The organism is Geitlerinema sp. CS-897 (assembly GCF_028368005.1).
Lineage (GTDB): Bacteria > Cyanobacteriota > Cyanobacteriia > Cyanobacteriales > Geitlerinemataceae > Baaleninema > Baaleninema simplex.
Map to the genome: position 1 here is coordinate 1 of NZ_JAQNCQ010000364.1, position 23,706 is coordinate 23,706.

At 51.0% G+C, this 23,706-nt stretch carries 19 protein-coding genes and 2 pseudogenes; 11 read left to right on the forward strand and 10 right to left on the reverse strand.

Annotation, left to right across the window (positions count from 1 at the left end; translation table 11 throughout):
- Positions 1-669: pentapeptide repeat-containing protein (locus tag POG22_RS23085; protein ID WP_498907288.1), on the reverse strand; the 669-nt coding region annotated here is incomplete at its 3' end.
- A 796-nt stretch (positions 670-1,465) separates the two neighbouring features.
- On the reverse strand, positions 1,466-2,242 hold the full coding sequence (locus POG22_RS23090) for an ABC transporter permease (RefSeq protein WP_498907271.1): 777 nt from the start codon (positions 2,240-2,242) through the stop codon (positions 1,466-1,468).
- A gap of 473 nt (positions 2,243-2,715) precedes the next feature.
- On the opposite strand from POG22_RS23090, the gene POG22_RS23095 reads away from it, so the two are divergent.
- Positions 2,716-5,277, forward strand: coding sequence for a lamin tail domain-containing protein (locus POG22_RS23095; protein ID WP_498907272.1), 2,562 nt, complete (start codon positions 2,716-2,718; stop codon positions 5,275-5,277).
- Here the strand turns inward: POG22_RS23095 and POG22_RS23100 are convergent.
- From POG22_RS23100 to POG22_RS23120, 5 genes and pseudogenes are all read right to left on the reverse strand, one after another.
- Positions 5,274-5,903 carry a Uma2 family endonuclease gene (locus POG22_RS23100; RefSeq protein ID WP_498907273.1) on the reverse strand — a complete coding sequence of 210 codons (630 nt, stop codon included), beginning with the start codon at positions 5,901-5,903 and terminating at the stop codon, positions 5,274-5,276. The genes POG22_RS23095 and POG22_RS23100 overlap by 4 nt on opposite strands.
- A gap of 272 nt (positions 5,904-6,175) precedes the next feature.
- Positions 6,176-6,625 (reverse strand): type II toxin-antitoxin system VapC family toxin, encoded by a 450-nt coding sequence (locus tag POG22_RS23105; protein WP_498907274.1) that lies wholly within the window; start codon positions 6,623-6,625, stop codon positions 6,176-6,178.
- Between the two features lie 98 nt (positions 6,626-6,723).
- Positions 6,724-6,939: a hypothetical protein gene (locus POG22_RS23110; RefSeq protein WP_498907275.1), complete on the reverse strand. Its 216-nt coding sequence runs from the start codon at positions 6,937-6,939 to the stop codon at positions 6,724-6,726.
- A gap of 522 nt (positions 6,940-7,461) precedes the next feature.
- Positions 7,462-8,988 carry a ferredoxin:protochlorophyllide reductase (ATP-dependent) subunit B gene (bchB, locus tag POG22_RS23115; RefSeq protein ID WP_498907276.1) on the reverse strand — a complete coding sequence of 509 codons (1,527 nt, stop codon included), beginning with the start codon at positions 8,986-8,988 and terminating at the stop codon, positions 7,462-7,464.
- A gap of 450 nt (positions 8,989-9,438) precedes the next feature.
- Positions 9,439-9,603: pseudogene (locus tag POG22_RS23120) on the reverse strand (photosystem II q(b) protein); the annotation flags it as partial.
- Between the two features lie 274 nt (positions 9,604-9,877).
- On the opposite strand from POG22_RS23120, the gene POG22_RS23125 reads away from it, so the two are divergent.
- Both POG22_RS23125 and POG22_RS23130 read left to right on the forward strand, forming a co-directional pair.
- The gene (locus POG22_RS23125; protein ID WP_498907277.1) at positions 9,878-11,401 is read left to right on the forward strand and encodes an efflux RND transporter periplasmic adaptor subunit; all 1,524 of its coding nucleotides are present in this window, start codon (positions 9,878-9,880) and stop codon (positions 11,399-11,401) included.
- Positions 11,402-11,621: 220 nt separating this feature from the next.
- Positions 11,622-12,809, forward strand: a complete 1,188-nt coding sequence (locus tag POG22_RS23130) for an ABC transporter permease (protein WP_498907278.1) — start codon at positions 11,622-11,624, stop codon at positions 12,807-12,809.
- Between the two features lie 115 nt (positions 12,810-12,924).
- On the opposite strand, the gene POG22_RS23135 is transcribed toward POG22_RS23130, so the two are convergent.
- Positions 12,925-13,302 carry an OB-fold nucleic acid binding domain-containing protein gene (locus tag POG22_RS23135; protein ID WP_498907279.1) on the reverse strand — a complete coding sequence of 126 codons (378 nt, stop codon included), beginning with the start codon at positions 13,300-13,302 and terminating at the stop codon, positions 12,925-12,927.
- Positions 13,303-13,772: 470 nt separating this feature from the next.
- Between POG22_RS23135 and POG22_RS23140 the strand changes: the two genes are divergently transcribed.
- The 3 genes from POG22_RS23140 to POG22_RS23150 all read left to right on the forward strand — a co-directional run bounded on the left by POG22_RS23140 (position 13,773) and on the right by POG22_RS23150 (position 14,840).
- The gene (locus POG22_RS23140) at positions 13,773-13,946 is read left to right on the forward strand and encodes a hypothetical protein (RefSeq protein ID WP_498907280.1); all 174 of its coding nucleotides are present in this window, start codon (positions 13,773-13,775) and stop codon (positions 13,944-13,946) included.
- A gap of 108 nt (positions 13,947-14,054) precedes the next feature.
- Positions 14,055-14,393, forward strand: coding sequence for a DUF2605 domain-containing protein (locus POG22_RS23145; protein ID WP_498907281.1), 339 nt, complete (start codon positions 14,055-14,057; stop codon positions 14,391-14,393).
- 126 nt (positions 14,394-14,519) lie between these two features.
- Positions 14,520-14,840 (forward strand): DUF2973 domain-containing protein, encoded by a 321-nt coding sequence (locus POG22_RS23150; protein WP_498907282.1) that lies wholly within the window; start codon positions 14,520-14,522, stop codon positions 14,838-14,840.
- A 359-nt stretch (positions 14,841-15,199) separates the two neighbouring features.
- Here POG22_RS23150 and POG22_RS23155 read toward each other — a convergent pair whose 3' ends face one another.
- On the reverse strand, positions 15,200-16,153 hold the full coding sequence (locus POG22_RS23155) for a DUF3747 domain-containing protein (RefSeq protein ID WP_498907283.1): 954 nt from the start codon (positions 16,151-16,153) through the stop codon (positions 15,200-15,202).
- Between the two features lie 102 nt (positions 16,154-16,255).
- Between POG22_RS23155 and POG22_RS23160 the strand changes: the two genes are divergently transcribed.
- The 4 genes from POG22_RS23160 to POG22_RS23175 all read left to right on the forward strand — a co-directional run bounded on the left by POG22_RS23160 (position 16,256) and on the right by POG22_RS23175 (position 22,640).
- The gene (locus tag POG22_RS23160; RefSeq protein ID WP_498907284.1) at positions 16,256-16,483 is read left to right on the forward strand and encodes a hypothetical protein; all 228 of its coding nucleotides are present in this window, start codon (positions 16,256-16,258) and stop codon (positions 16,481-16,483) included.
- A 79-nt stretch (positions 16,484-16,562) separates the two neighbouring features.
- Complete coding sequence (locus POG22_RS23165; RefSeq protein WP_017659762.1) at positions 16,563-17,909, forward strand: MFS transporter; 1,347 nt, start codon at positions 16,563-16,565, stop codon at positions 17,907-17,909.
- A 296-nt stretch (positions 17,910-18,205) separates the two neighbouring features.
- Positions 18,206-19,291: an ABC transporter ATP-binding protein gene (locus POG22_RS23170; RefSeq protein WP_498907285.1), complete on the forward strand. Its 1,086-nt coding sequence runs from the start codon at positions 18,206-18,208 to the stop codon at positions 19,289-19,291.
- Between the two features lie 244 nt (positions 19,292-19,535).
- Positions 19,536-22,640, forward strand: a complete 3,105-nt coding sequence (locus POG22_RS23175) for a PAS domain S-box protein (RefSeq protein WP_498907286.1) — start codon at positions 19,536-19,538, stop codon at positions 22,638-22,640.
- 25 nt (positions 22,641-22,665) lie between these two features.
- On the opposite strand, the pseudogene POG22_RS23180 reads toward POG22_RS23175, so the two are convergent.
- Positions 22,666-22,743, reverse strand: a pseudogene (locus POG22_RS23180) (transposase); the annotation flags it as partial.
- A gap of 377 nt (positions 22,744-23,120) precedes the next feature.
- Between POG22_RS23180 and ureE the strand changes: the two are divergent.
- Entirely contained in the window at positions 23,121-23,558 is a 438-nt protein-coding gene (gene ureE / locus POG22_RS23185) for an urease accessory protein UreE (RefSeq protein WP_498907287.1), read from the forward strand.
- Positions 23,559-23,706 lie beyond the last annotated feature (148 nt).

Sequence of the window (23,706 nt, forward strand, 5' to 3'; positions counted from 1 at the left end):
CGTCAAGTCGGCGTACACCAAACTCGTATCGAGCAGGTTCGCCCCGCTCAAGTCCGCCCAGCGCAAGTTTGCCCCCCGCAAGTCCGCTTCGATCAGTTTCGCTCCGCTGAGTTTGACTTGTCGCAGTTCGGCGTTACGCAAGCTGGCACCGCTGAGATCGGCCCAGCGTAGGTTGGTGCGGCGGAAGGTTGCTTGTTCGAGGTTGGCGCCTCGCATCTGGGCGTAGCTGAGATCGACTTCGCTGAGGTTTGCACCTTGAAAGTTGGCGTGCGGGAGTTTGGCTTCTTTGAGCATCGCCCCGCTGAGGTTGGCACCCCGCAAGTCGGCGTCGCTCAAATCCGCCCGCAGCATTTCAGTGCGAATGAGGGAGGCGCGACAGAGATCGGCTCCGCTCAAGTCGGCGCGAATTAGGTTGGCCACGTTGAGATCGGCGTCTCGCAGGTTCGCCCCCCGTAGGTTGCTGCTGCTGAGTTTGGCGACGTTGAGTTTCGCCCCTTTGAGGTTCGCCCGCGCGAGGTTCGCCCCGCTGAGGTTGGCAACGCTCAAACAGGCATTTCGCAAGTTCACGCGTGGGATGTTCGCTTGGCTGAGGTTCGCTTCGCTGAGGTTGACGCCGATGAACCGTCGCACCCCCGTCGTGTATTTTCGTAAGAGTTCTTCCGCTTCCATAACGCCATCCTGATGCTTTCCCCGTTCGACAATAGCTGACACAGAGGGTCGATCCAGCCGAGGGTGGGGCAAATTGCGTTTTCCGTTTAATGCCGATCGTACACGAGAAACAACCCGATCGTGGGAAGTCGATCTCGCGCGATCGCCCTGGAAACTGGGTTGGAGAGCGTCTTGTTTTGCTGTTTTTATCCAGTCTCGGTCGCTCGGTTCGGTGACAGCCACTCGATAAAATATCCAATTAAATAGGGTTTGCTGAAAAAGACGGTGGGGTGAGGTTGGGAACGGGAAACCCCGGATCTGGGAACAGTTTGGAGAATTGGCGATCGCTTAATTTCCAGAGGTGAGAACACGATCGGGCTAGGTCTAGAGATACCTCGATATCTAAAGTCTTGCACTTTCTCGATTTCCAAAATGCGGGAACCCTTTCCTAGTCTAGTTTCTGGCTTTACTCAGTAAGCCCTAAATAAGGTTGAAGTCGATTTTATTCAAACTTGAATTAACAAAAGTTTTCGACAAAAGACTCGAATAAAAATCTAAAAAAGAATGTTTTTGATTGTTTAAATTTCTTTTTAGATATTCCGTTTTGGTTGAATGAATGGTACGTTCTTAGCTTTTTAGAACGCATTTTTCTATCACTCTACCATAATAACATCGATTTTTGATGTGTTCGATCGGGCTTGCTTTTAAAAATTAAGTAATCTTTACAAAACAGACTTTTATCTTTTTAAAACTTTAAAAAACAAGGTTGACAGCACGCGATCGCTCACGAGGGAGTCTACAGGATCGCCGTTTGCCGTTACTGTAACTGAGCGGAGGCGTTGAAAAAGCGTCGCCCCAACCCCTCGACTAAGACGATCGTAGCGACGAAGTCGGTCATGGCGATCGCGAACATGATGAGAATTTGATACGCCGCCGCCTCGAGGGGTGCGATCCCACTCAGCAGTTGTCCGGTAATAATCCCCGGTAGCGTTACCAGTCCCACCACCATCATCGAGTTAAGGATGCTAATGGTTCCGGCGCGAACGGCATCTTTACGATAGCGAGAAATGGCCTGTTTGGGAGTGGCTCCCAAACACAAATGGGTTTCGATTTCGAGGCGTTTCGATCGCACGGAACTCACGAACCGTTCCCCAGCGATCGCCGCCGCGTTCATCGCGTTTCCCATCATCATTCCCCCCAACGGAACGAGATATTGCGGGTTCGACCAAGTTTCGGGTTGACGCAACACGAACGTATTAACGTACACCAGCGTCATCGCCGTTCCGATCCCGATCGCTCCCCACACCAAAGCGAGCAAGCCGGGAATGTTTTCGTGAATGCGATTTCGGGCGACAACGGCGGCGATCGTCAACATTACCAGAAGCAACCCTGTCAACGCGAGGGGATGCTGCCAGGTAAACACCACCTGTAAAATCGAGCCGACGACCAGCAGTTGAACGATGGTGCGAACTGAGGCCAGAGCGAGCTTCCACTCTAATCCTAACTGCTGCCAGACCGACAGTCCAATGGCGATCGCGGCCATCCCCACTGCAATCCCGAGATCGACTAAATCCAGTTGAATTAACGAATTCATGGAAAATTTTGGGTCTGAAACCCCGTCCTTCTAAGACGGCTGGACATTAAGCACACCTGTCGCTGGGGTTAGAGTCATTTTATAGCAACCCTAAATCAGTTGTGTCACAAAATCGGGAACAGGAAACAGGAAATCGGATTTTTTTTGTGTTTTAATTTTTGACGACTCATTTGGAACTGCTATAGCGAAAGAATGGGGGCATCTCAACTCTGAGTAGGGTACATCCATTGAGATAGACCCCCTGAATGTCTCCATTTCCGGCGATCTACTTCTAAGCCTTCATTTCCGTATTTTTTCAGAAAATATTTAAAAAACTTTATCGAAATTTCAATATTTTTACGGATTAAAATTCTGTAAAATCACGATACTCTAAACCAAATTTTGATACCCTTAAAAAATTTGATTGTTGTACGAATTACGTACAAAATAAAATAAGCTTTGTCAAATACAGAGCCATCAGGGAGTCTGCTAAAATGTCCGATCTGTTGATTTCGGAATATATCGAGGGAAGTGGCTACAATAAAGCCCTCGAACTCTACAATCCGACAAGCGTTCTAATCGATTTAGCTTCGGGCAACTATAGCCTTGACGTTTATTTTAACGGCGATACAACACCAACTCAAACATTAAATTTAACGGGAGAGATCGCCCCTGATGATGTATTTGTTCTCGCCCATGGAAGCGCAAATCCAGCAATTTTATCAGTTGCCGATCTGACCAATGATTTCGTTATAAATTTCAACGGAAACGATACAATTGTTCTGAATAAAAATGGCAATATTCTCGATAGCTTTGGTAAAATAGGAGAAAATCCAGGTAATTCTTGGGGAAGCGGAGACACCGCCAGCCAAAATCGCACCCTTCGTCGCCAAGCTGGAATTTACAACGGTGACAGCGACGCCAGCGACAGTTTCGATCCGGCGGTGGAATGGGTGGGATTTAACGAAGACACCACCGACGGTTTGGGATTTCACGCCGCTACCATTCCCGACACGCCGCCGAGTGTGTTTGCAACGACACCGTTCAATAACGAGACGGGAGTGGCGATCGCCTCGGATTTAACGATTCAGTTTGACGAAGCCGTCACCGTTTCGGGAAATTGGTTTAGCATCGTCGGCGACAGTAGCGGAAACCACACAGCCAGTTTCAGCGGAAGCGGATCGCAATACAGCCTCGATCCCGACGACGACTTTCACCCAGGAGAAGCGGTGACGGTGACAGTCTTCGCCGCCAACATCGCCGACATCGACAGTACGCCAGATTCCCCCATCGCCGATTACAGCTTCAGTTTTGAGATCGCCACGTCGGGAGACGTTATCTTTAACGAAATTCTCGCCGATCCCGACGGCGACGCCAACGGTGACGGTGTGACGGATAGTTCCGAAGACGAATTTATTGAATTTTTAAACAATGCTGGCAGTGCGATCGATTTCTCGGGATGGGAACTGTCTGACGGTGTGGGAGTTCGTCACGTCTTCCCCCCTGGAACGATTCTCGCTGGCGGCGAGGCGATCGTGGTGTTTGGAGGGGGAACGCCGACGGGGAGTTTCGGAGATGCGATCGTTCAAACGGCGAGTACGGGTTTACTGGGGTTGAACAATTCCGGCGACACTCTCACTCTCAACGACGGAAGCCAGGATGTCGCGACATATACATATGGAAGCGAAGGCGGCGACAACCAGTCACTCACGCGATCGCCTGACGTTACGGGAGGATTCGTCAAACACGGAACTCTCGGTTCGTCGAAGTTTTCACCGGGAACCCAAACTGACGGTTCGTCGTTTCCCCTCGACGTTACGCCACCGAGTCTCGCGGCGACAACACCTCTCGACAACGCTTCGGATGTTGGAAGAAATCTCGATTTAACGATTCGCTTTGACGAAGCGGTGGTGAAAGGAACGGGTTCGATCGCCGTTCGTCGCAGTAGTGACGATGCGGTGGTGGAGGCGATCGCGGTTTCTTCCTCGCAAGTCGTCGTCAGTGGCGACACCGTAACCGTCGGTTTGGCGAATTCTCTCGATTTCTCCACGGGTTACGAGGTTCGCATCGACAATACAGCGTTTGAAGATTTGGCGGGAAACCCATTTTCGGGAATCGACGACGCCACGACTTGGAATTTTACGACGACGGCGAAACCGGGAAATTCGGGAAGTTCTGGAAATTCTGGAAATTCTGGCAATTCAGAAGAAGAGGAAAAGTCGTCATCCAAAACCGCTTCGCCTTCTGAAGACGTTCCCGAAGCGTCTCCGTCTGAAACGCCGTCGATCGCAATTCCCGAGACATCTCCGCTGTATCCCCCAGCCAACCACACAGAAAGTTACGAAGGCTGCGTGAAATTCAACATCAATGCAGTTTCTTCAGAAACGGGAAGTTTTGGAAACGATTTGATGTTTGGCGACGCGGAAGCCAACGAAATCCTCGGGGGAAGCGGTAACGATACTTTGGTGGGATGGGAAACGGGAGACGATCTCGACGGTGGCGACGGTGAAGATTGGCTGTTTGGAAATCGCGGAAACGACGATCTCGAAGGAAACCGAGGAAGCGATCGCATTTTTGCTGGGAAAGACGGCGATCGCGTTTCGGGAGGGGATGGAGACGATGCGATCGCCGGAGAGTTGGGAGACGACTGTTTGTTGGGAGAGGTTGGAAACGACGTGTTGTTGGGAAATGCGGGAAGCGATCGCATCTGGGGAGGCGACGACAGCGATAGTCTGTTTGGGGGGAAAGATAACGACGAGTTGTTTGGTGACGGAGGCGACGATTTCCTCTCGGGAGATTGGGGAGATGACACTCTAACTGGAGGGGGAGGAAGCGATCGCTTTATTCTCGGGTTTGGAAAAGAGACGATTGCAGATTTTACCGATGGTGTCGATCGCTTGGTGTTGGGAAACTCCCTAACGCTGTCACAGTTGCAAGTGTTTCAGGTAGAGACGACGACGGAGATTCAGTTGGGAGACGAGGTGGTGGCGGTGTTGCTGGGGGAAAGTGTGGATGCGATCGACGTGACGGATTTCGAGACGGGGTTTGAGATTTAGCGATCGCCGTGTTGTATCCAGGCTTGAAACTGACGAACCAAGGTGAGATAGTCCGTTTCGAGAGAGCGATCGAGAAATTCTGCAATTTGGGAAATGGGAATCGTGGGAAAAATCCCACTGCGATCGCCTTCGACGTAATCGCCGTTTTCCAATTGATAGACAACCAGACGATTTCCGTCGTATCGCCACACTTCCGCAATTCCAATTTCAGCATAAGTCGCGAGGCGATTCTTCGAGGAACTGGCGATATCGATTTCCACCGCGAGATCGGGAGGCGGATCGCGGTTGTAGTCAAAGCGTCGCAATCCCCGAATTGCGTCTAAATTGCGAACGTAGAAACACTCATCCGGTTCGACTCCCGCCAATTCCGGTTTTTTGAACGTTGTCGAACCGAAGGGTTCGATGGCGATTTCCAATTCTTCTGCGAGAGTTTCGACAAAACGTCCGATTACCTTTTTATATCGTTCGTGTTCTGGAGAAGGAACCATTAAATCCAGGGTTCCGCGATAATACGTCAAGCGAAAGCGGCGATGTTGTCCGATATCTCGCAACAAGGCTTCGTAAGTTTCCCAGGAAATTCCCGTGAGTTGGAATTTGGGAGTAGTCGGAAGTGCGATCGGGTTCATGAGGATAGTTTAAAAAACTCCGCAAAAATCAGAGCGATCGACTTAGTTTGATTTTAGCATTTCTCTCCAGATCCCCGGAATTTCCAAGCCGGGGATCTTATACAGCAATTTACTGAAATGGGTATTGCCGCGAATCATTTAATATTGCTATAGTTTGATTTTAGCATTTCTCGTTCCCAGTTTTTCGCTGAAAATACCGTCTCAAATCTTCACCTCGAAACAAGAACTCTAGCCGAATTTAAAATTTTATCGAGATGGTAAAAATTACCAGTTTATGTAACATCTTGCCAAAACTGTGCGTTCGCAAATCGTATAAGATGCTTAACGTTCGTAGTCGCGATAATAACTTCGTTATCAAAGCGTTGTAATGAAACCGCTTGTGCTGCAAGAATTACATCTGCATCTAAAGCCAAATCGGGGGCTGTCGGTTTTCCTTCACGTCGCGAATTTGCCCAAAATTCTGCTGCTTTCAGCATGATTTCTCGGGATATCGGCACATAGCCAAGACGATCGACTAGATCGTTTAGACGCTGTAATCCCTTTTGTTTGTTTGCACGTAATAGTTCTCGCCTCACTTCATAATCAGCAATTTCAGGAACAAGGACTTTGTATCTTTTAGATAACGATCTTGCCAGCCATTGTTTACATTTTTCGTTCAGTTCATTAGACTTCGGATTAGTTACATATCCTAACAGACCTGTATCTGATAAAATGAATTTCATAAATGGTTGATTGTGATGACACCGACTCAGAAATGAATCGATCGAAGCTCAAACACTATTGATTTGGTTTAAGAGTCTAAAAAATATGTCTGTTATTGTTAGTTGATTTTTTTGAATATTTTGCGATCGGAAGGACGATCTTCATCAATAGCTTTTCGCAGATACTCAAATGTTTCCTTTTGTTCTTGGATATTTTCTTCTGTATCTTCACACCACGAGTCTAGTAATTCAAGAACGCTATCGATTTGCTCTTGGCTTGGCGGTTGCATCATTAGAGATTTTAGATCGACAGGTTTGAGATCTGGGGATTGCATACTATTACCTCATCTTCATGGACTTTCTTTAGGAAACCTCGATTAATTCAAGCTTATTTATAAATATGCTCTACTATCGAGAATTAACAACGAGAGTTCAATGGTTTCAGCTATTGGCGTTTGAGCCAGAATCAATTTTTCGAGGTACTCTTTAAGTATAGCAAGTATAAATGGCTCTTCCGAACTTACTATGCAAGAAATCGCTGAAACCCTTACAGGGCAAGAGTTTTTTCTAAACTGTATAAAAAGTCTGCTCAAATCGCGAAATTCCTTGCCAGATATAGGCTACAAGCATTTACCCTACACACCAAGGTCGGAAGAGCCGTATAAATAATTCGTGAAATCCCAAAATGCCAACTCACTGTAGCAGAGGTTTCAACTCCGTTGGCTTCCCCATTTTACTGCTAACGCCTCGTTCGAGATCGCGGTGCGTCGCACTTTCGCCACCCCCTCAAAACAGATCGAAAAAAACAGGCGATCGCAACTGCAACCGCCTGCAAACATCAACCTTTGAAACAAAACTCAAGCACCCACAGCCTCTTTCGCCGCGTACAACACCTCAGCCGTAATCTTATCGATACCGCGATCGCGTGCGAATTTCTCCGTGTTGCGTTTCACCTTTCCCCGAACGAAGCCAGGAATCTTATTCAACTGCGACAACCCGTCTTTACTCCAACTCAAATCCGATTCTGCCGAAACGCTCTTCGTAATCGCTTCCTTCGTATCGTGTCCGCCGAAGATTTCCAACAGGTGATCTTCCATTCCCAGGGTAAACGAATTGTAAATCAAGTCCACCACCTGATTCGCGCCTTCGTATCCCAAAAACGGCTTGTATCCCACCGGGAAATTCTGAATGTGAATCGGTGCCGCAATCACGCCGCAGGGAATATCTAACCGCTTCCCGACGTGACGTTCCATCTGAGTACCGAAAATCGCAGCGGGTTCCAGACGCGCGATCGCATCCCCAATCGCTGCGTTATCGTCGCTAATCAGAACCTCGTCACAATACTCGCTGACTTGTTCCCGGAACCAATCGGCATCGTATTTACAATAGGTTCCCGCTAAAACCACGTGAATTCCCATCTCCCGAGACAGGATTTTCGTCATCGCCGCCGCGTGGGTGTTGTCGCCAAACACCACCGCTTTCTTACCCGTGAGGTTCTGACAGTCAATGGAACGGGAGAACCACGCCGCCTGAGAGACGAAGCGCGTTTGATTGTCGATGTATTCCTCGAAATCCACCTCAGCGCCGAGTTGGTTCAACAGTTTGCCGATTTCGCGAATACAACGCGCCGTATCCACCACACCCATCGGCGTGATATCCACCAACGGCATCTCGAACTCGGTTTTGAGGTAGTTCGCTGTCATCGTTCCCAATTCGCGGTAGGGAACGAGGTTAAACCAGGCGCGAGGCAGGTTCTTCAACTCGTGAACCGAGGCACCGTGGGGAACGACGGCGTTCACCTCGATTCCCAAATCCGCCATCAACCGCTTTAATTCTGTAGCGTCGTGTTGGTTGTGGAACCCTAACGAGGAAATCCCGAGAATATTAACCGAGGGTTTTTCGGTTTTATCCTGGGGAAGTTCGCCTTTTTTCTTGGCTTTTTCCAGATAAAAGCGCACGATCTGTTCGAGAGTGCGATCGGCGGCTTGTAACTCGTTGACGCGATAGTGGTTCACGTCGGCGAGGAGAACGTCGCAGTTGGCTTCGAGTTGAGCGCGAGAGACGAAGTTGGCGAGGTCTTCCTGTAAGATGCTGGAGGTACAAGTCGGGGTGAGAACGATGAGATCGGGACGTTCTTCGGCATCTTTGCGGGTGATGTTGTTCACCACCTTATCCTGAGAGCCTCGCGCCAACACGTTGCGATCGACGACACTGGCGGTAACCGGGGTAAAATCTCGCTCCCGTTCCAACATCGATCGCATCACGTTAAAATAGTCGTCGCCTAGCGGCGCGTGCATGATAGCGTGAACGTTTTTAAAAGAACTGGCAATCCGTAGCGTGCCAATATGTGCGGGTCCGGCATACATCCAGTAAGCCAATTTCATATAAGGATCTCCCGTTGTCGCTTCAAGAGTGCGATCGCGCCACGAAACCAAGTTTTTTCAATTCCGACGTGCGACCGATAGGGACATTGATAGAATTGAAGACGAACTCAGATTTTTGAATAGGTAAATTCGCTTATTGTCAAAGCCTAAATTACCCCGTTACCTGTCGTTCGACTGGACTCTAGCCTACGACTAAAGCAATTTATTTGTTGTCCCTTAGAGACGATTCTTAACGGTTTAGTACATTCCTTAACAAGAATCAAAAGAAAATTTGTTTAGCATATCGGCAATTTTGTCAAGCATTTTTAGGCATTTTATATATCGTTTTGTAAAAAAATAAAATTAAGTTTTCTCACCCGACCGCGTCACAGCACCCTACCACTGCTCACTGTAAAAAGCGCTCCCCCAACATAGGAGGAGCGCACAAGTTCTAGAGAGAGAGTTTAAGGACTAGCTGTTAATCGAAGGCGCTTCCGTAGCCGCCAAGTCGAGGGGGAAGTTGTGAGCGTTGCGCTCGTGCATCACTTCCATAACCAGGTTGGCGCGGTCGATCGCATCAGCCCAGGTGTTGATGACACGACCTTGACTATCGAGAACGGATTGGTTGAAGTTGAAGAAGACCGACACGAACGACTGTAGTGGTCGCTAGATGTATGAATTAGATGAATCTGTTACTACGTTAAGAGCTTTGTAACGAAATGTAAAGTTTTTTAACATTATCAATTTTTATAACTCAGTTAAGCTTCGATAATATACCGAACGGTCGTGATTGTTTTTTCGATCGCTCTTGAAGAGGCTACCGGATACGAGGAATCAAACCCCGTTGCGGCCTTCCTACAATAGAAGTCGAACAACGCTCGGGCGGATCGCTCGCTCTAGGACAAACGCGATGACAGCATGGAAAAACCCCGCGATGAAACGAGGAATCGCGTGGATTGCCGGATCGGCCGTATTAGCGGCGGTCAGCATTGGAGGATGGGTGGCCTACAGTCGCCGATCGAACTCCGCCCAAACCGTCAACGTGCGCGTGTTAACCGTCGAACGCACCGATGTCGAACGCACCGTGAACGCCAGCGGCACGGTAAAACTCGGTTCTCAGCAAACCCTGAAAGCTCCCAGCGATGCCACAGTCGTCGAATTAAGCGTGGAAATGGGCGATCGCGTGTCGTCAGGTGAAGAACTGGCGATCTTGCGGGACGACGAAGAACTCACCCAACTCGAAGAACATTTACTGAGAATTCGCCAAAAAGAACTCGAGGTGGAGGCAAAACAGCAAAACGTCGAAAATGCCTCTCGGAGTTTGGCAGCAGCACGTCAAGAGCGCGATCGCGTTTTCAGTCGAGCTAGAACCTCCGATCGCGCCAGCCTCGTCGAACACCAAAACGAAATCGAAGAAACAGCATTAACATTGGAAAACCAGCGTCAAGCAGCGATCGACGCCCGCGAAACCCTCGCCACCGAACGGGAAACCCTAGAGCGCGATCGCGACTTGTTCGATCGGGGGTTTATCGCCCTCAACCAACTCAAAGACGCTGAAAACACCGTGCGCCGTGCTGAAGCCGAACTGCGCCAAGCCGAACTGCAAGTTCGAACGACCCAACTGCGCCTCGAGAGCTTGCGCGCCAGTCTCGAAACTGTCCGACGCCAAATCGAAGACGACGCGATCGCCTCCGAAGCAGAACGCCGCGAAGCCAACGCCGCCGTCCGCAGCGCCGAAATCGCCCTGCAAGAAGCCCAGTACGAAGCTAACACCACCACCTTAGACCTACAACAGTTACAACTCGAAGCCCAAACCATCGAAGACCGCCTACAAAACCGCATCGTCTCCGCACCGATCGGCGGAAAAGTCCTCAATATCGACGTAGTACGGGGCGACGTCGTGCAAATCGGCGAAAGTCTGCTCACCCTCGGCGATCCCGATCGCGAAATCGTCGAACTGAACCTATCGACCCTCGACGCCAAAGCGGTTCGCAGCGGCCAACCGGCGCGCATTTCAGTCATCGGACCCGACGACGCCACCTTCGAGGGAGAAGTCGAACGCATCTCCTTAAGTGCCGATAGCGAAACGGTCGACAGTGGCAGTCGAGAAAGTCTAGCAGCGGTGGGGGCGATCGTGCGCCTCACCGAACCCAGCGGAACCCTCATCCCCGGTAGTCAAGTCAACGTCGAAATCGTCCTCGATCGCCAACCCGACACGATCGCCCTTGATAGCGAAGCCATCCAGCAACCAGATGCCGATCCCTTCGTCTGGCTTCTCGACGACAACAACACCGTCAGTCGCCAAAGCGTTACCCTCGGACTCGACGGCCTTACCGTCGTTGAAATCCTATCCGGCTTAGAACCCGGCGATCGCGTCGCCGTTCCCCCCATCGACCGCGAACTCGAACCGGGTATCACCGTCGAACAACAGTGAAGACAGTCACCAGTGAAAACAGTCGCCAGTCACCAGTCGCCAGTCACCAGTGAAAACAGTCACCAGTCACCAGTCACCAGTCACCAGTCACCAGTCACCAGTCACCAGTCGCCAGTCACCAGTCACCAGTGAAGATAGGGAACAGGGAACAGTTAATAGTTTCTCCCCTTCTCCCCTTCTCCCCTTCTCCCCCTCTCCCCTTCTCCCTCTCTCCCTCTCTATGGCACTCTCTCCTCTCGATTTGTTTAAACTGACCTATTTATCCTTAAAAGGAAATCCCCTGCGATCGGGGCTTACGAGTCTCGGTGTATTTATGGGGGTAACGGCAGTGAGTGCGACGTTACAGGTGGGCAATATCAGCCAAACCGTCATCGAACGACAACTCAACGAACGGGAAGCGCCCCAAGTCGGTGTCGGGTCGTCGTGGCAGCGCAACAAACCCTTTCGACGGTTGCAACTCGACGATATGGAGTACTTGCAAGAGCGATTGATTCAAGCTGAAGCCTTGAGTGCGCTGACGTGGGTGTGGTATCGCAACTCTGTCACCTACCTCGATCGCGAAGCCAACCCCGAGATTTACGCCGTCTCTCGCGATTATCTCAAAGTGTCCGGTCGCCGCATGACCGACGGTAAATTTTTCAGCCGTATCGATTTTGAAAACTATCGTCCCGTTCTCGTCATCGACGACATCGCCGTCGATCGCCTCTTTCCCGATCGCGATCCCATTGGCGAACGCGTGTATATCGATGGTCGTCCTTTTATCGTGCGCGGCGTTATCGAAACCAAACTTTTAGAGGGCGGCGAAGAAGAACCTCAAGGAACGATGTATATGCCGATTACAGTTTGGCAAGCCCTTTCGGGACGTAACATCGTCCACGGGATCGCGATTCGCGCTCGCCGCCTCGAAGATTTAGAAATCCTAGAACAGCAAGCCGTCGCCTTGTTAGAAAAACGCTATCCCGACCACAGTTTTTGGTCGTCTAACAATGTCAGCGATATTCTCGCCCAGCGGGAAACGCTCAAAACCGTATCGCGATCGCTCCTCGCCGTTGGTGGAATTGCTTTACTCGTCGGCGGTGTGGGTATTGCGAACATTACCATCGCGTCGGTAATGGAACGGACGGCTGAAATCGGCTTGCGTTTGGCCATCGGTGCAAAACCTCGAGACGTGATGTTGCAATTTGTCTTGGAAGCTACTGTGTTGAGTGTCGTAGGAGGTGTCGGTGCGATCGCTACAGTTCACTTTATTACTGTCGGCGTGAGCAATACTTTCGATTTACCTTATGAATTCGACGGGCGATCGGCGACGCTGGCGTTAGGTTCGGCGTTTGTCGTCGGTGTCGGTGCGGGATTTTTACCGGCGTTACGTGCCAGTCGCCTCGATCCGGTGAGTGCGTTACGGTCTTGAGGCGGACGACCCTGCGGTATAAAATGTCAACAAAAAAGGAGGTTGGGGACGATACATTACGCCCCCAACTTAACTGTTTAAGCGGTTATAGCTGATGTTAAATATCTCTTAAGTTTCACCGACAAACCACTAAACCTTCAGAGGTTCCGTCGTCTTTTACGATCGAATACGCATCGAATTCGCGAAATTCTAACTCACCCGTTACCGTGACGCGATCGCCGGGAGCGAGATGACTGGCAGTGTTGTCGCCACAAACTGCCCAACTGTCTACACGATAGTTGCGATCGCCCGCCTCGAGGCGAAAACCATCTTCCCAAACGCGCTCGACCGTTCCCGTTACCGTTCGATTTCTGGCAAGTTGAATGGTATTTTCGCGATCGTTCCCTCGAGCTGCGGCTACCATCTCAACACGATTGCTAAAACCTGCGATCGCTGCTCCCGGAACGACAAGTGTTGCCATCGTCAGAAGACCTAACATTCGGAACAGTTTCATCGGTGAAGTTCTCCCAATTTTTTGAAGTACACCAAAATCGGTCGATTTAGATTTGAATTTCTCTCGTATTTGAGAAATTTCGGTCGCTCGAGTTCTAAAACGTCCTAAAATTTGTTGCCGATTCAGATGCTACAGTTTCAGCAACTTGTCAGCGATCTCGGCGTTTCAGCCCTCGTTCGTTTTAAATTTAAGCTCCAAAAGTTACAAAGTCGTAAATCCTTCCGTTACATTTTTTTGACTTTTTGACGGGCTTTCAAAAAAAGATGTAAAATGACACCGATTTGACGAGTATTTTGTTGAAAAAAATAGAAAACACCCTTGAAGCGGTGCGATCGCCTGCGAGTGACACTCGCCCCCCTGATGAAAAAGTCAAATAACGGAATTATTGAATTGTTCTCGAGTCGAGATCGGAGCAAATCGCTACAATGAGAATAGGTACAGTATCAAACGTTACAGACAGGTGGTGCGTTATGACTTCCAATACGCCTTCTGCGCCCAAGTCCTCGAATCGCGTTTTACGGTTTCTCAGAAAAATTCCAGGTGTACGTCAACTCATCGATGCTTCGATCGATACCTATCGTGCTGAAGAGATTTTGCACGACCCTTCCTACAACCCCGACTGTCAAGACGAAAAAGAACGCTGAGTCAGGCAACATCAGTGTCGATCCGAGCGGCGGTTCGTTCTCTCGGTTTGTAAACAAATGTAAATCGCGTTAAGATTAATACGTTCGCTAGTTCGCAATCATAGAGTTATGAACCGCCCCCATCTTCCTGAGCCGAGCTTGCTCAAAAAGGTGCTGGAGCCACTACTCGACGACTTCCAGTATTGGTTCGATCGCTCCCGAAAACTGCTCGAAACTGAAACCATACCGTTTTTAGGCGAAGACCGACAGGCCGAACTGCTGCACCGCGTAAAGACTGCCCAAAACGAAGTCAGCTCGGCCAAACTGCTTATCGAAGCCACCGGATGTAAAGCCGGGGTCGATATGTCTGTATTGATGCCGTGGCATCGGCTGCTAACAGAATGCTGGCAAGTGTCGATGCGCTTTCGTGCCGAACGTTCGGTTGAGTTCGAGCCGCATCGCGACTAGCGATCGCTGTCGTTGAGACCGCACCTCAGAGAACTCTAAATTTCGGTTAAAATTTTAACCAAAGTGCTTTCGCATATTAACTTTTTTTAAAATCTCGATCGACGACCTAGATCGGAGGCTTTATCAATGCTACACCTACTTTACATTCTCGCTTTTACAGTGCTGGCTTTTGTGGCGGTGGGGAATCTCGTTCGCAACTTGCTCAGTTTTAGTGCCGACGCTCGAGGGATGCGATCGCCGAACCCATCGACTCCACCGCGTCCGCAGCCGACACCCCACCCAGAACTGTTAGACGAATCGGGTCGCGCGATCGAAGAACCCCTGCTCGTCATGAAATCTATCGGCATCGAAGACGCTCGCGAACAACTCGATGCACTCTATAGATCTTCTCCCGGTGTCAGTACCGGCGACGACGACGACACGCCGCCACCGAGTACCCTCGTTTAAAACATTAAAGATTTTGTATTCTCGGCGATCGAACCCCGACAGCCTTCAAGCGAGACGGTCGGGGTTTCGCGCTCTAGGCGTCGGCAGTTTAACATTGCAAGCAAGAAGTCCCCGCTTCTAATCTCCGATTGAAGCGCGGGACGACAGCGAGCATAATGGATGGTATAGTGAAGGCACTTGGCCACTTCTCCCTAAGCGAAAACCAAGTTTTATGGGCAGTGTTGCCAGAAGCTTTTTTGGCCTTCGGGACGAGGGTTTTCCGCCTATCGCCAGAATGTAAGACTCGCTATCTTTCGAGATAGAAAGCTATTCTTTGGGTAGGAAGCCGCTGTTGTAATCTTTGATTCAATAGCGGTAGTTCACTTCAAGACAGCGTAACGTTGGCGGAACTGCAACCGTTCGAGAGCCTCACGCAGATCGTCTAAGTTTTCCCGATAGCGGCGGATCGTGCGATCGGACGCACCACGCTCGAGGGCTGTAGCCAGTTGACGCTCGGCCGTTGCGATCGCTTGGCGTTGATTGTCGATCGCCACCTCGTACCGCTGCCACACTAATTGTAAATACGCCCGATGTTCCGAGGGAACGTTAAGCTCGTCCCAAGGAGACGACGGCCGATCGCCGATCGCGACGGGGTCTGGCGTCGTGGGAGTCGGAACGGACGTAACCGGTATGCGAGTTTCGGGAGTCGGTCTCGAAATGGGTTGGCGATCGATCGTCGCCGTCGGAGCGGGGGTCGCACTCGAATCGAGCAAGGCACTCAGCGGGCGATCGCTCGTCAGATAAATATGACCGAGAGTGCGTCCTTGATAGTTACGTTTAGTGAAGCGCCAACCGGGATCGAGATGAATTTTGGCAAAATCTGACGTAGCGCCGTGAGTGCGGCCGATTTCGATAGCCCCGGTTGCCTCACCCCCAAAGGGAACGGCTGTTAACACCAAATCGTTGTCTTCGCGAATCACGCGCAAACTGTATTGCGTTCCCAAATCGCGACCGTTGACTCGGACAGAAAAGCCGTTGCTGTCTGTGGCTCGTCCGCAAATCCCAGTAAAGTTGAAGTTTAACAGCAGCGGCTCGACGCGAACCGGCGCCGAACCACTTTCGCTCCAGCAGGGTCGTGCGTCGGAAACCTGCTCGATCACCACCAGTTGATGGCGCGTCGTTCCCACGGGAGCGGCTACAGCAACGAAATCTCGCTGCGAGACTTCTGTTTGTCCGAAGGTCGTCGCGCGAGCCGGAAGTGGAAATAGCGCTCCGAGGGTGGAGAGGGTGGCAGCAGCAACCGTAGCGAGGCGAACTGAGAGCGAGCGTTTCATGGCAGATGGCGTCCGTAACGTGCTTACAGCATCGATTGTGAAGCGGACGCTCTGTCTTCCGAGTAGGCGTTTGGTGACTTGTGCGATCGTCTACCGGCAACGGTGACAGTTGACGTAACGGTCGATCGCCCCTTTGCCCAGTATGGGGGAGTTTGTCGGCGATCGCCCTTTCCCCTAGGTTCCCCGTTTTGGGAGTCGATCGCGCCAGTGTCACCGTTCCTTACCGACTCAGCCGACAACGAGGGGGCAGTCGCTTCTCGGGCGATCGCGCCTCGCTCGTCTTGTTTTTTGTACGATGTCAGTACGCAACAGCCAGTAAATCCCAGATGAGACAAGGATTCCATCGATATTAAAATTGAAGGAATTTCTGTCGATCGCTATACTGAACCTAACACTATGCCCAATTCTCATGAGTCAAACCGATAAAAAAAAGCTTAGTTTTTTCCAAATCTTCAACATGAGCGTCGGCTTTTTCGGCATCCAGTTCGGGTGGGCGCTCCAAATGACGAACATGAGCGCGATCTTCGAGCATTTAGGGGCAAGAGCCGACGAAATCCCCATTCTCTGGCTTGCCGCACCCCTCACCGGACTGATCGTGCAACCCGTCGTCGGACAAATGAGCGATCGCACCTGGGGAAAACTCGGACGCAGACGACCCTACTTCCTCGTCGGCGCGATCCTCAGTTCGATCGCGCTAATTTTTATGCCCAACTCCTCAACTCTTTGGATTGCCGCCGGGAGTTTGTGGATACTCGACACGGCAAACAACGTCAGTATGCAGCCGTTTCGCGCCCTCGTCACCGACCTACTCCCCGAATCCCAACAAACCCTCGGCTTCGTCGTCCAAAGCCTGCTCACCGGACTCGGTGCGGTCGTGGCCGCCATTCTTCCCTGGACGTTAAGTCACCTATTCGACGTAACGAACGTCGGGATCGATCGCGCCATTCCGCCCAACATCGAAATCTCCTTCTACGTCGGTGCCGCCGTCTTCATGGGAACTATCCTCTGGACAGTCGCAACCACCGAAGAATATCCCCCCGATGACCCCGACGCCCTGGCCGAACAAGTTGAAGCCAGCAGTTTTCGCGAAAACTTCGACGATATGCTCGACGCCGTGCGAGAAATGCCCGAAACCATGCGCCAACTGGCCTGGGTACAATTTTTCTCCTGGCTGGGCATTTACTGCTTTTTCCTCTACTTTCCTCCAGCCGTCGCCCGTAACTTCTTCGGGGCGACCGAACAAGGCTCTCAACTGTACTCCGAAGGGATCGAATGGGCGGGGGTCTGTATCGCCGTATTCAACGCCGTCTGCGTTTTGGCGTCTTTCGTCATTCCCTACTTCGTCAACCTGACCAACCGCAAAATCGCCCACGCATTTTGTCTGTTCGCCGGTGCCACGGGGTTGATTTCCCTGTGGTTTATCGAGCGTCCCGTCCTCATTCTCGTGTCCGTTATCGGTTTGGGGATTGCCTGGGCGAGCTTGTTGTCGCTGCCCTACGCCATGGTATCCTCAGCCCTTCCTGAAGACCGTATTGGCATTTATATGGGAATTTACAACGCATTTGTCGTCTTACCCGAAATTGCCGCGTCTCTGGGGTTAGGCTGGGTGGTGAGTCACTTCTTGCACAACGATCGCCTCCTGGCAGTCGTGGCGGGTGGCGTCTCAATGCTCGTCGGTGCGATTCTCGTCCCGCAAGTGCGCGATTCTGAAGACATCGGCGACCTTTCCGAACCCGCCTCGATCGAAAATTCGTAAGCCAAGGAGCAGGGGAGAGGGGAAGAGAGGGAGAGGGGGAGAGAGGGAGATAAGAATACCCTATGGAGTCGGTGCGTGACGAGTTGGCCGGTAAGACCGGATACTTTTTTTGTCTTTAGGTCACGCACCCTACGATTGCTCTGAAAACTGTCTTCACTGGAGACTGGAGACTGGAGACTGGTGACTGAAACACTAACACTGTTCGCTGTCAAAGTGGTGAAGACTTTTTGAAGCCCAGCTTATCGAAAACAAATTCAGTATTATTCCTTCGCGATCGATTATCAATTGTTTGAAAAATGGCAAAACTCGAACTTAAAAATCTAAACAAAACCTACAACCGCAAAACGATCCCGGTTAAAGATATTAGCTTGAACGTCGAAGATGGCGAGTTTTTGACGTTGTTAGGACCGTCGGGATGTGGAAAATCGACAACGCTGCGGTTGATTGCAGGACTCGAAGAACCGACCCACGGCTCGATTTTTATTGGCGGACGAGATGTCACCGTGCTCAAACCGGGCGATCGCAACATCTCGATGGTGTTTCAAAGTTACGCCCTCTACCCCCACATGACGGTTTATGAAAATATGGCGTCGGCTCTCAGATTGAGAAAAGTCTCTTCCGAGGAAATTCAGCGACGCGTGGCCGAAGCCAGTCGTTTTTTAGATTTAAAAGAAGATTTGATGAACCGCAAACCCGGACAGCTTTCTGGGGGACAACGCCAGCGGGTCGCCTTGGGACGGGCGTTAGTGCGTCAGCCGGAAGTCTTTCTCCTCGACGAACCTCTCAGTAACTTAGATGCGTTGCTGCGGGAACGAGTTCGAGCCGAAATCAAACAACTGTTCGAGCAGCAACAAGCTCCTGTCGTGTACGTGACGCACGACCAAGTCGAGGCGATGACGCTTTCGACGAAAGTGGCGGTACTCTACGAAGGAGACGTACAACAGCTCGATCCCCCCGATCGCCTGTACTTCTCTCCAGCGAACCAATTCGTCGCGGGATTCGTCGGGAGTCCTCAAATGAACTTGATTACGTTGAGCTGTCAGGGGAACGCCGCACTGTTGGGAAATACCAAAATTCCCCTACCCTCGGGAATCGATGTCCCCCGTCACGTCGTATTAGGGGTGCGCCCGGAAGATTTGCGCTTGGCCTCCCCCGACGACGAGTTGCGAGTGTCCGGCCGCGTGTTTTTAGTCGAAAACTTGGGGATGCAAAATTTGCTGAGCGTTCGCGTGGCGGGAACGGGAGACGAAGATAACGCGATCGTGATGCGATCGCTCCTTCCGGCCGATTGTCAGTGGAACAGCGAAGACGTAGACTTTACCTTTTCCCTCGAATCCCTCCATTGGTTCGACATCGAGTCGGGCGATCGCCTCGCAGACTAAATGTTTCTACGTACGCTTTTTCATCATGGCGTCTGTAAAACTACGCAATTAAAAATCTGTGACTTTACCCTGTCTGAGCGATCGCCCTGAAGGATATGCTGATAAGGGTTACTTCGTCTACTGAAGGGTGAGACCCTTTGGTTCTTCACGACACGATAGAATGTCGTGGGGATTCCGAGAGTGTGTTGCTCGGAGTCAGACGATATCTCAGTATTTCGTCCTGCTGGGGAAGCAGATCTGTTGGATGGCTAGTCTCTTCGAACGTCTCGAAAAAGAATACGCCCGACCTTATCTCGCTTCTAAAGTCAACCTGCGATGGGGAACTACCCTAGTTCTCACGGGACTCGTTTTCGCCGGGTACTTGGGAAACTACTATAAGTTACCGCTCTTTTTTGGCGTCGATTTCCTATTTGGCAGCATTGCGGTCATCCTCGTTGCTAGTCTATACGGGTTAAAGTGGGGAACCCTCGTCGGCTTTCTCGCCAGCCTCTACACGATGCGCTTGTGGGGTCATCCCTATGCCGTCGTCACCTTTACCCTAGAAGCTTTCGTAGTAGGTTGGGGATTGCGGCGATCGTCGTTGCACCTCGTCGCCCTCGACGGTCTCTACTGGTTGCTGTTGGGAATGCCACTGACCTGGGTGTTTTATTTTCAAGTGTTGGGGCTTCCCGTCCAATCGGTCGTCCTCATCGTTCTAAAAGTTGCTATCAACGGTATTTTCAACGCCCTCGTGGCCAGCTTGCTGCTCGTCCACACACCGATCGCGCGTTGGCTGCACGGTTGGCGAGAAAAGTTGTTTCCCCTGAGACATACACTGTTTAACCTTCTGGTCGCCTTCGCACTGTTACCGGCGTTGGGGCTGATGGTGGTGGACAGCCGGGTCGTCAAACGAGACCTCGAACACTCTATTGAAAGTACTCTCCATGCCACCGCACAGCAACTCGCGGCAGAAGTTCGCATCGCCCACGATAACAGTTTTGCCGACTTGAACGTGGTGCGTCAGATGTGGGAGTTTTACGAAACACCGTTCGAGATGGCGTTTTTCTTGCTCGATCGCGGCGATCGCCCCCTGATTCGCTACCCCGCAACCGCCCAACTGCTCGATCTCGACGGAAAAAACCCTCACCACTCCCTCGATCGTAACGTCTATCACTGGCTCCCCGACGAAGATGTACCCCTGATGGTACGCTGGCGGCGATCGATCTACTACAGCCGTATGTCGGTGTCCGATCTCCCTTGGACGATCGTGGTGACCGCTTCGGCGGCTCCCTTCATCAACCAACTCGAACAACGCTACATCGGGAGTTTGGTGACGATGCTCGCGATCGCGGCGATCGCCCTCCTGTTTGCCAGCTTGCTCAGTCGCTCGACCGTGCGTCCCCTCGCCCAACTGGCCGATGTCAGTACGGGACTGTCTGAAAAGCTCAGCTACAGTTCTCCCATCGACTGGCCGCGAACCTCAGCGTGGGAGTTGGAGGCGCTCGTCGGCAACTTTCGAGCTATGTCGTTGACGCTCCAGCAGAAGTTTCGCGAAATCCAACAAGCGAACGAACTCCTCGAACAGCGAGTACGAGAACGCACGGAACGGCTCACCTCAACGAACCAAGCACTCAACGCCGAAATTCGCGAACGCCAACGCATCGAGGTCGAAATTCGCCAATCTCAGCGACGCTTATCGATGATGGTGCATCAAACTCCCCTGGCCGTCATCGAATGGAACGATCGCGGCGAGGTCACTGCCTGGAACCCTGCCGCTGAGACGATTTTTGGCTATAGTGCCAGCGAGGCGATCGGGCGTAAGGTTGCAGGACTCATCGTTCCCGAGAGTGCCAAATCTGCGGTACTGGACATCATGGATTTACTCGTACAGCAGCGAGGGGGAAACCGCAGTACCAACGAGAATTTAACGAAATCCGGACAGACGATTATTTGCGAGTGGTACAACGCACCCCTCGTCGATCTAGACGGACAGTTTGTCGGCGTGGCCTCGATGGCGTTGGACATTACCGATCGCAGGCTGGCTGAAGAAGCCCTACGGGAAAGCGAACAGCGATTTCGAGATGTTGCCGATGCTGCCGGGGAGTACGTTTGGGAAATCGATGCCAATGAAATCTATACCTTCCTCACCGATCGCGTCAAAGACGTAAAAGGGTACAATGCCTCGGAACTGCTCGGACGCAGTCCCTTTATCACGATGCCAGAAGAGGATATCGACAACATTCGCGCCATTATCGAAGCTGCCGTCAGAAATCGCACCTCGTTCAAACTGCAACACCGCGACATCACCTCGACGGGGGAAGTCGTTTGGGAAGACGTCAGTGGCGTTCCCATTTTCGACGACGACGGCCAGCTCGTCGGTTTCCGGGGAACGGGGCTGAGCATTACCGAACGCAAGCGAGCCGAGGCCGAACTGCGGGAATCCGAAGCTCGATTACGTCAAAAAGCGAACGAACTTCAAGAGACGTTGCGGGAACTCCAACACACTCAAAGCCAACTGGTACAAAGTGAAAAAATGTCCAGTCTGGGGCAATTGGTGGCAGGAGTCGCCCACGAAATTAACAACCCCGTCAATTTTATTTTCGGTAATATCGTCCACGCCGAGGAGTACGCCGAAGACTTACTCGACACGATTCGCGTCTATCAACGCAACTATCCCGATCCCACCGACGAGGTGCAAGAACAAATCGAACTGGCCGAAGTGGATTTTCTGATTGAAGATTTCCCGAAGCTCATCGATTCGATGAAAGAGGGCGCCAAACGCATTCGCGATATCGTCGCGTCGCTGCGGAATTTCTCTCGTCTCGACGAGGCAGAGTATAAATCTGCTGATTTGCACGAGGGTCTGGATAATTCGTTAGTGATTCTCCACAACCGGATTAAGGATAAGCCCAACCATCCGGCGATCGACATCGTGAAACATTACGGTCAGCTTCCTCTCGTTGAATGTTATGCCGGACAACTCAATCAAGTGTTTATGAATATTCTCGTGAACGCAGTCGATGCGTTAGAGGAACGGGATAAAAAACGCGATGCGACGGAAATTAACAAAAATCCCAGCCAAATTACCATCACAACGTTAGAAAAAGGCGATTGGGTTGAAATTCGCATTCGAGATAATGGTTGTGGAATTCCCGACAAAGTCAAGCAACAAATTTTCGATCCGTTTTTCACCACGAAACCCGTCGGACAAGGAACGGGATTGGGACTTTCGATTAGTTATAAAATCGTGGTAGACAAACATAAAGGAAAGCTTTCTTGTCGTTCGAGTCCAGATTGGGGAACGGAATTTATTATTGAAATTCCGGCTCTTCCGAACTTAAGATGCAGAATCAATCTGAAAAAATCATAGAAAGCTGACTCCTAAGCTCAAAATCTCAGAAATTACGAAATCCATAAGCTTTGCGTTTAATCAGCTTTAACTTGTTGTTTAAACCTTCCACAATACCTAGGGTAAGAGCATCTCAATCAGGCTTGACAAAATAGATAACGTCGTGTTGTTCGATCGCAGCCATAAAATCCTCCTGTGAAGTTTCAGAAAAATACGATTTTGAAGTCAAACAACGCACTAACTTTTAAGAGACAGTTGAAATTTTGTCTCTATATTGCCGTGTGAAATAACCCGCTCGAATACTGTTCGCGATCGCGCGTTAACGCCTCAGTACCTGAAACTCTCAAAACTTGTCACAGTGCGATCGCTCTCTCCTGTTATAACCACGCTTTTCAAAAAGTGGCAATACCCTCCGGCCTAAAAATAAATTGTCACTCTATAAAGCAATAACAAAGCGATCGCTTAAAATAAAGTCTATAAAATCGCGATTTTCTGTCCAAAATGCTCGTTTTAACACAACTGGTACGTCCCGAAGGGGCGATCGCTCCTGACTTTATTCTGTCTCTAACTGCCGAAGAACGAACCCGCAGCCGACATCGCTTCACCACAGATTCCGGTGACACTGTCTTCTTACGATTAACTCGGGGAACCGTCCTCCACGACGGCGACTGGCTGCAACCCGACACCCGAGACTGCTGGGTGCGCGTCGTCGCCAAACCCGAACCCGTTCTCACCGTCACCGCCGCCACACCACTCGACTTACTTCGTGCCGCTTATCATCTAGGAAACCGCCACGTTTCCCTCGAAATCGCCTCAGATTACCTGCGCCTCTCTCCCGATCCCGTATTGAAAGGAATGTTAGAACACCTCGACGTCAACGTTCGCGAAGAAATCGCCCCGTTTCAGCCAGAATCCGGGGCGTACAAACATCATCATTGAGGCGGAGATGATGGGATGAGGAGTCGTAGGGTGCCGTGACGCGGGCGCCAAAATCTCGCCGCCATCCGATTAAAGGAGAGTACCGCGTCACGCACCGCCCCCACAGGCTCCCAAATCCCACACCGTCGCAACACAAACCCCCCGTATC

Bases quoted from the DNA above. Each gene is read 5' to 3' on its own strand.
- POG22_RS23090 (WP_498907271.1), bottom strand. From the start codon at position 2,242: ATGAATTCGTTAATTCAACTGGATTTAGTCGATCTCGGGATTGCAGTG.
- POG22_RS23095 (WP_498907272.1), top strand. From the start codon at position 2,716: ATGTCCGATCTGTTGATTTCGGAATATATCGAGGGAAGTGGCTACAAT.
- POG22_RS23100 (WP_498907273.1), bottom strand. From the start codon at position 5,903: ATGAACCCGATCGCACTTCCGACTACTCCCAAATTCCAACTCACGGGA.
- POG22_RS23105 (WP_498907274.1), bottom strand. From the start codon at position 6,625: ATGAAATTCATTTTATCAGATACAGGTCTGTTAGGATATGTAACTAAT.
- POG22_RS23110 (WP_498907275.1), bottom strand. From the start codon at position 6,939: ATGCAATCCCCAGATCTCAAACCTGTCGATCTAAAATCTCTAATGATG.
- bchB (WP_498907276.1), bottom strand. From the start codon at position 8,988: ATGAAATTGGCTTACTGGATGTATGCCGGACCCGCACATATTGGCACG.
- POG22_RS23125 (WP_498907277.1), top strand. From the start codon at position 9,878: ATGACAGCATGGAAAAACCCCGCGATGAAACGAGGAATCGCGTGGATT.
- POG22_RS23130 (WP_498907278.1), top strand. From the start codon at position 11,622: ATGGCACTCTCTCCTCTCGATTTGTTTAAACTGACCTATTTATCCTTA.
- POG22_RS23135 (WP_498907279.1), bottom strand. From the start codon at position 13,302: ATGAAACTGTTCCGAATGTTAGGTCTTCTGACGATGGCAACACTTGTC.
- POG22_RS23140 (WP_498907280.1), top strand. From the start codon at position 13,773: ATGACTTCCAATACGCCTTCTGCGCCCAAGTCCTCGAATCGCGTTTTA.
- POG22_RS23145 (WP_498907281.1), top strand. From the start codon at position 14,055: ATGAACCGCCCCCATCTTCCTGAGCCGAGCTTGCTCAAAAAGGTGCTG.
- POG22_RS23150 (WP_498907282.1), top strand. From the start codon at position 14,520: ATGCTACACCTACTTTACATTCTCGCTTTTACAGTGCTGGCTTTTGTG.
- POG22_RS23155 (WP_498907283.1), bottom strand. From the start codon at position 16,153: ATGAAACGCTCGCTCTCAGTTCGCCTCGCTACGGTTGCTGCTGCCACC.
- POG22_RS23165 (WP_017659762.1), top strand. From the start codon at position 16,563: ATGAGTCAAACCGATAAAAAAAAGCTTAGTTTTTTCCAAATCTTCAAC.
- POG22_RS23170 (WP_498907285.1), top strand. From the start codon at position 18,206: ATGGCAAAACTCGAACTTAAAAATCTAAACAAAACCTACAACCGCAAA.
- POG22_RS23175 (WP_498907286.1), top strand. From the start codon at position 19,536: ATGGCTAGTCTCTTCGAACGTCTCGAAAAAGAATACGCCCGACCTTAT.
- ureE (WP_498907287.1), top strand. From the start codon at position 23,121: ATGCTCGTTTTAACACAACTGGTACGTCCCGAAGGGGCGATCGCTCCT.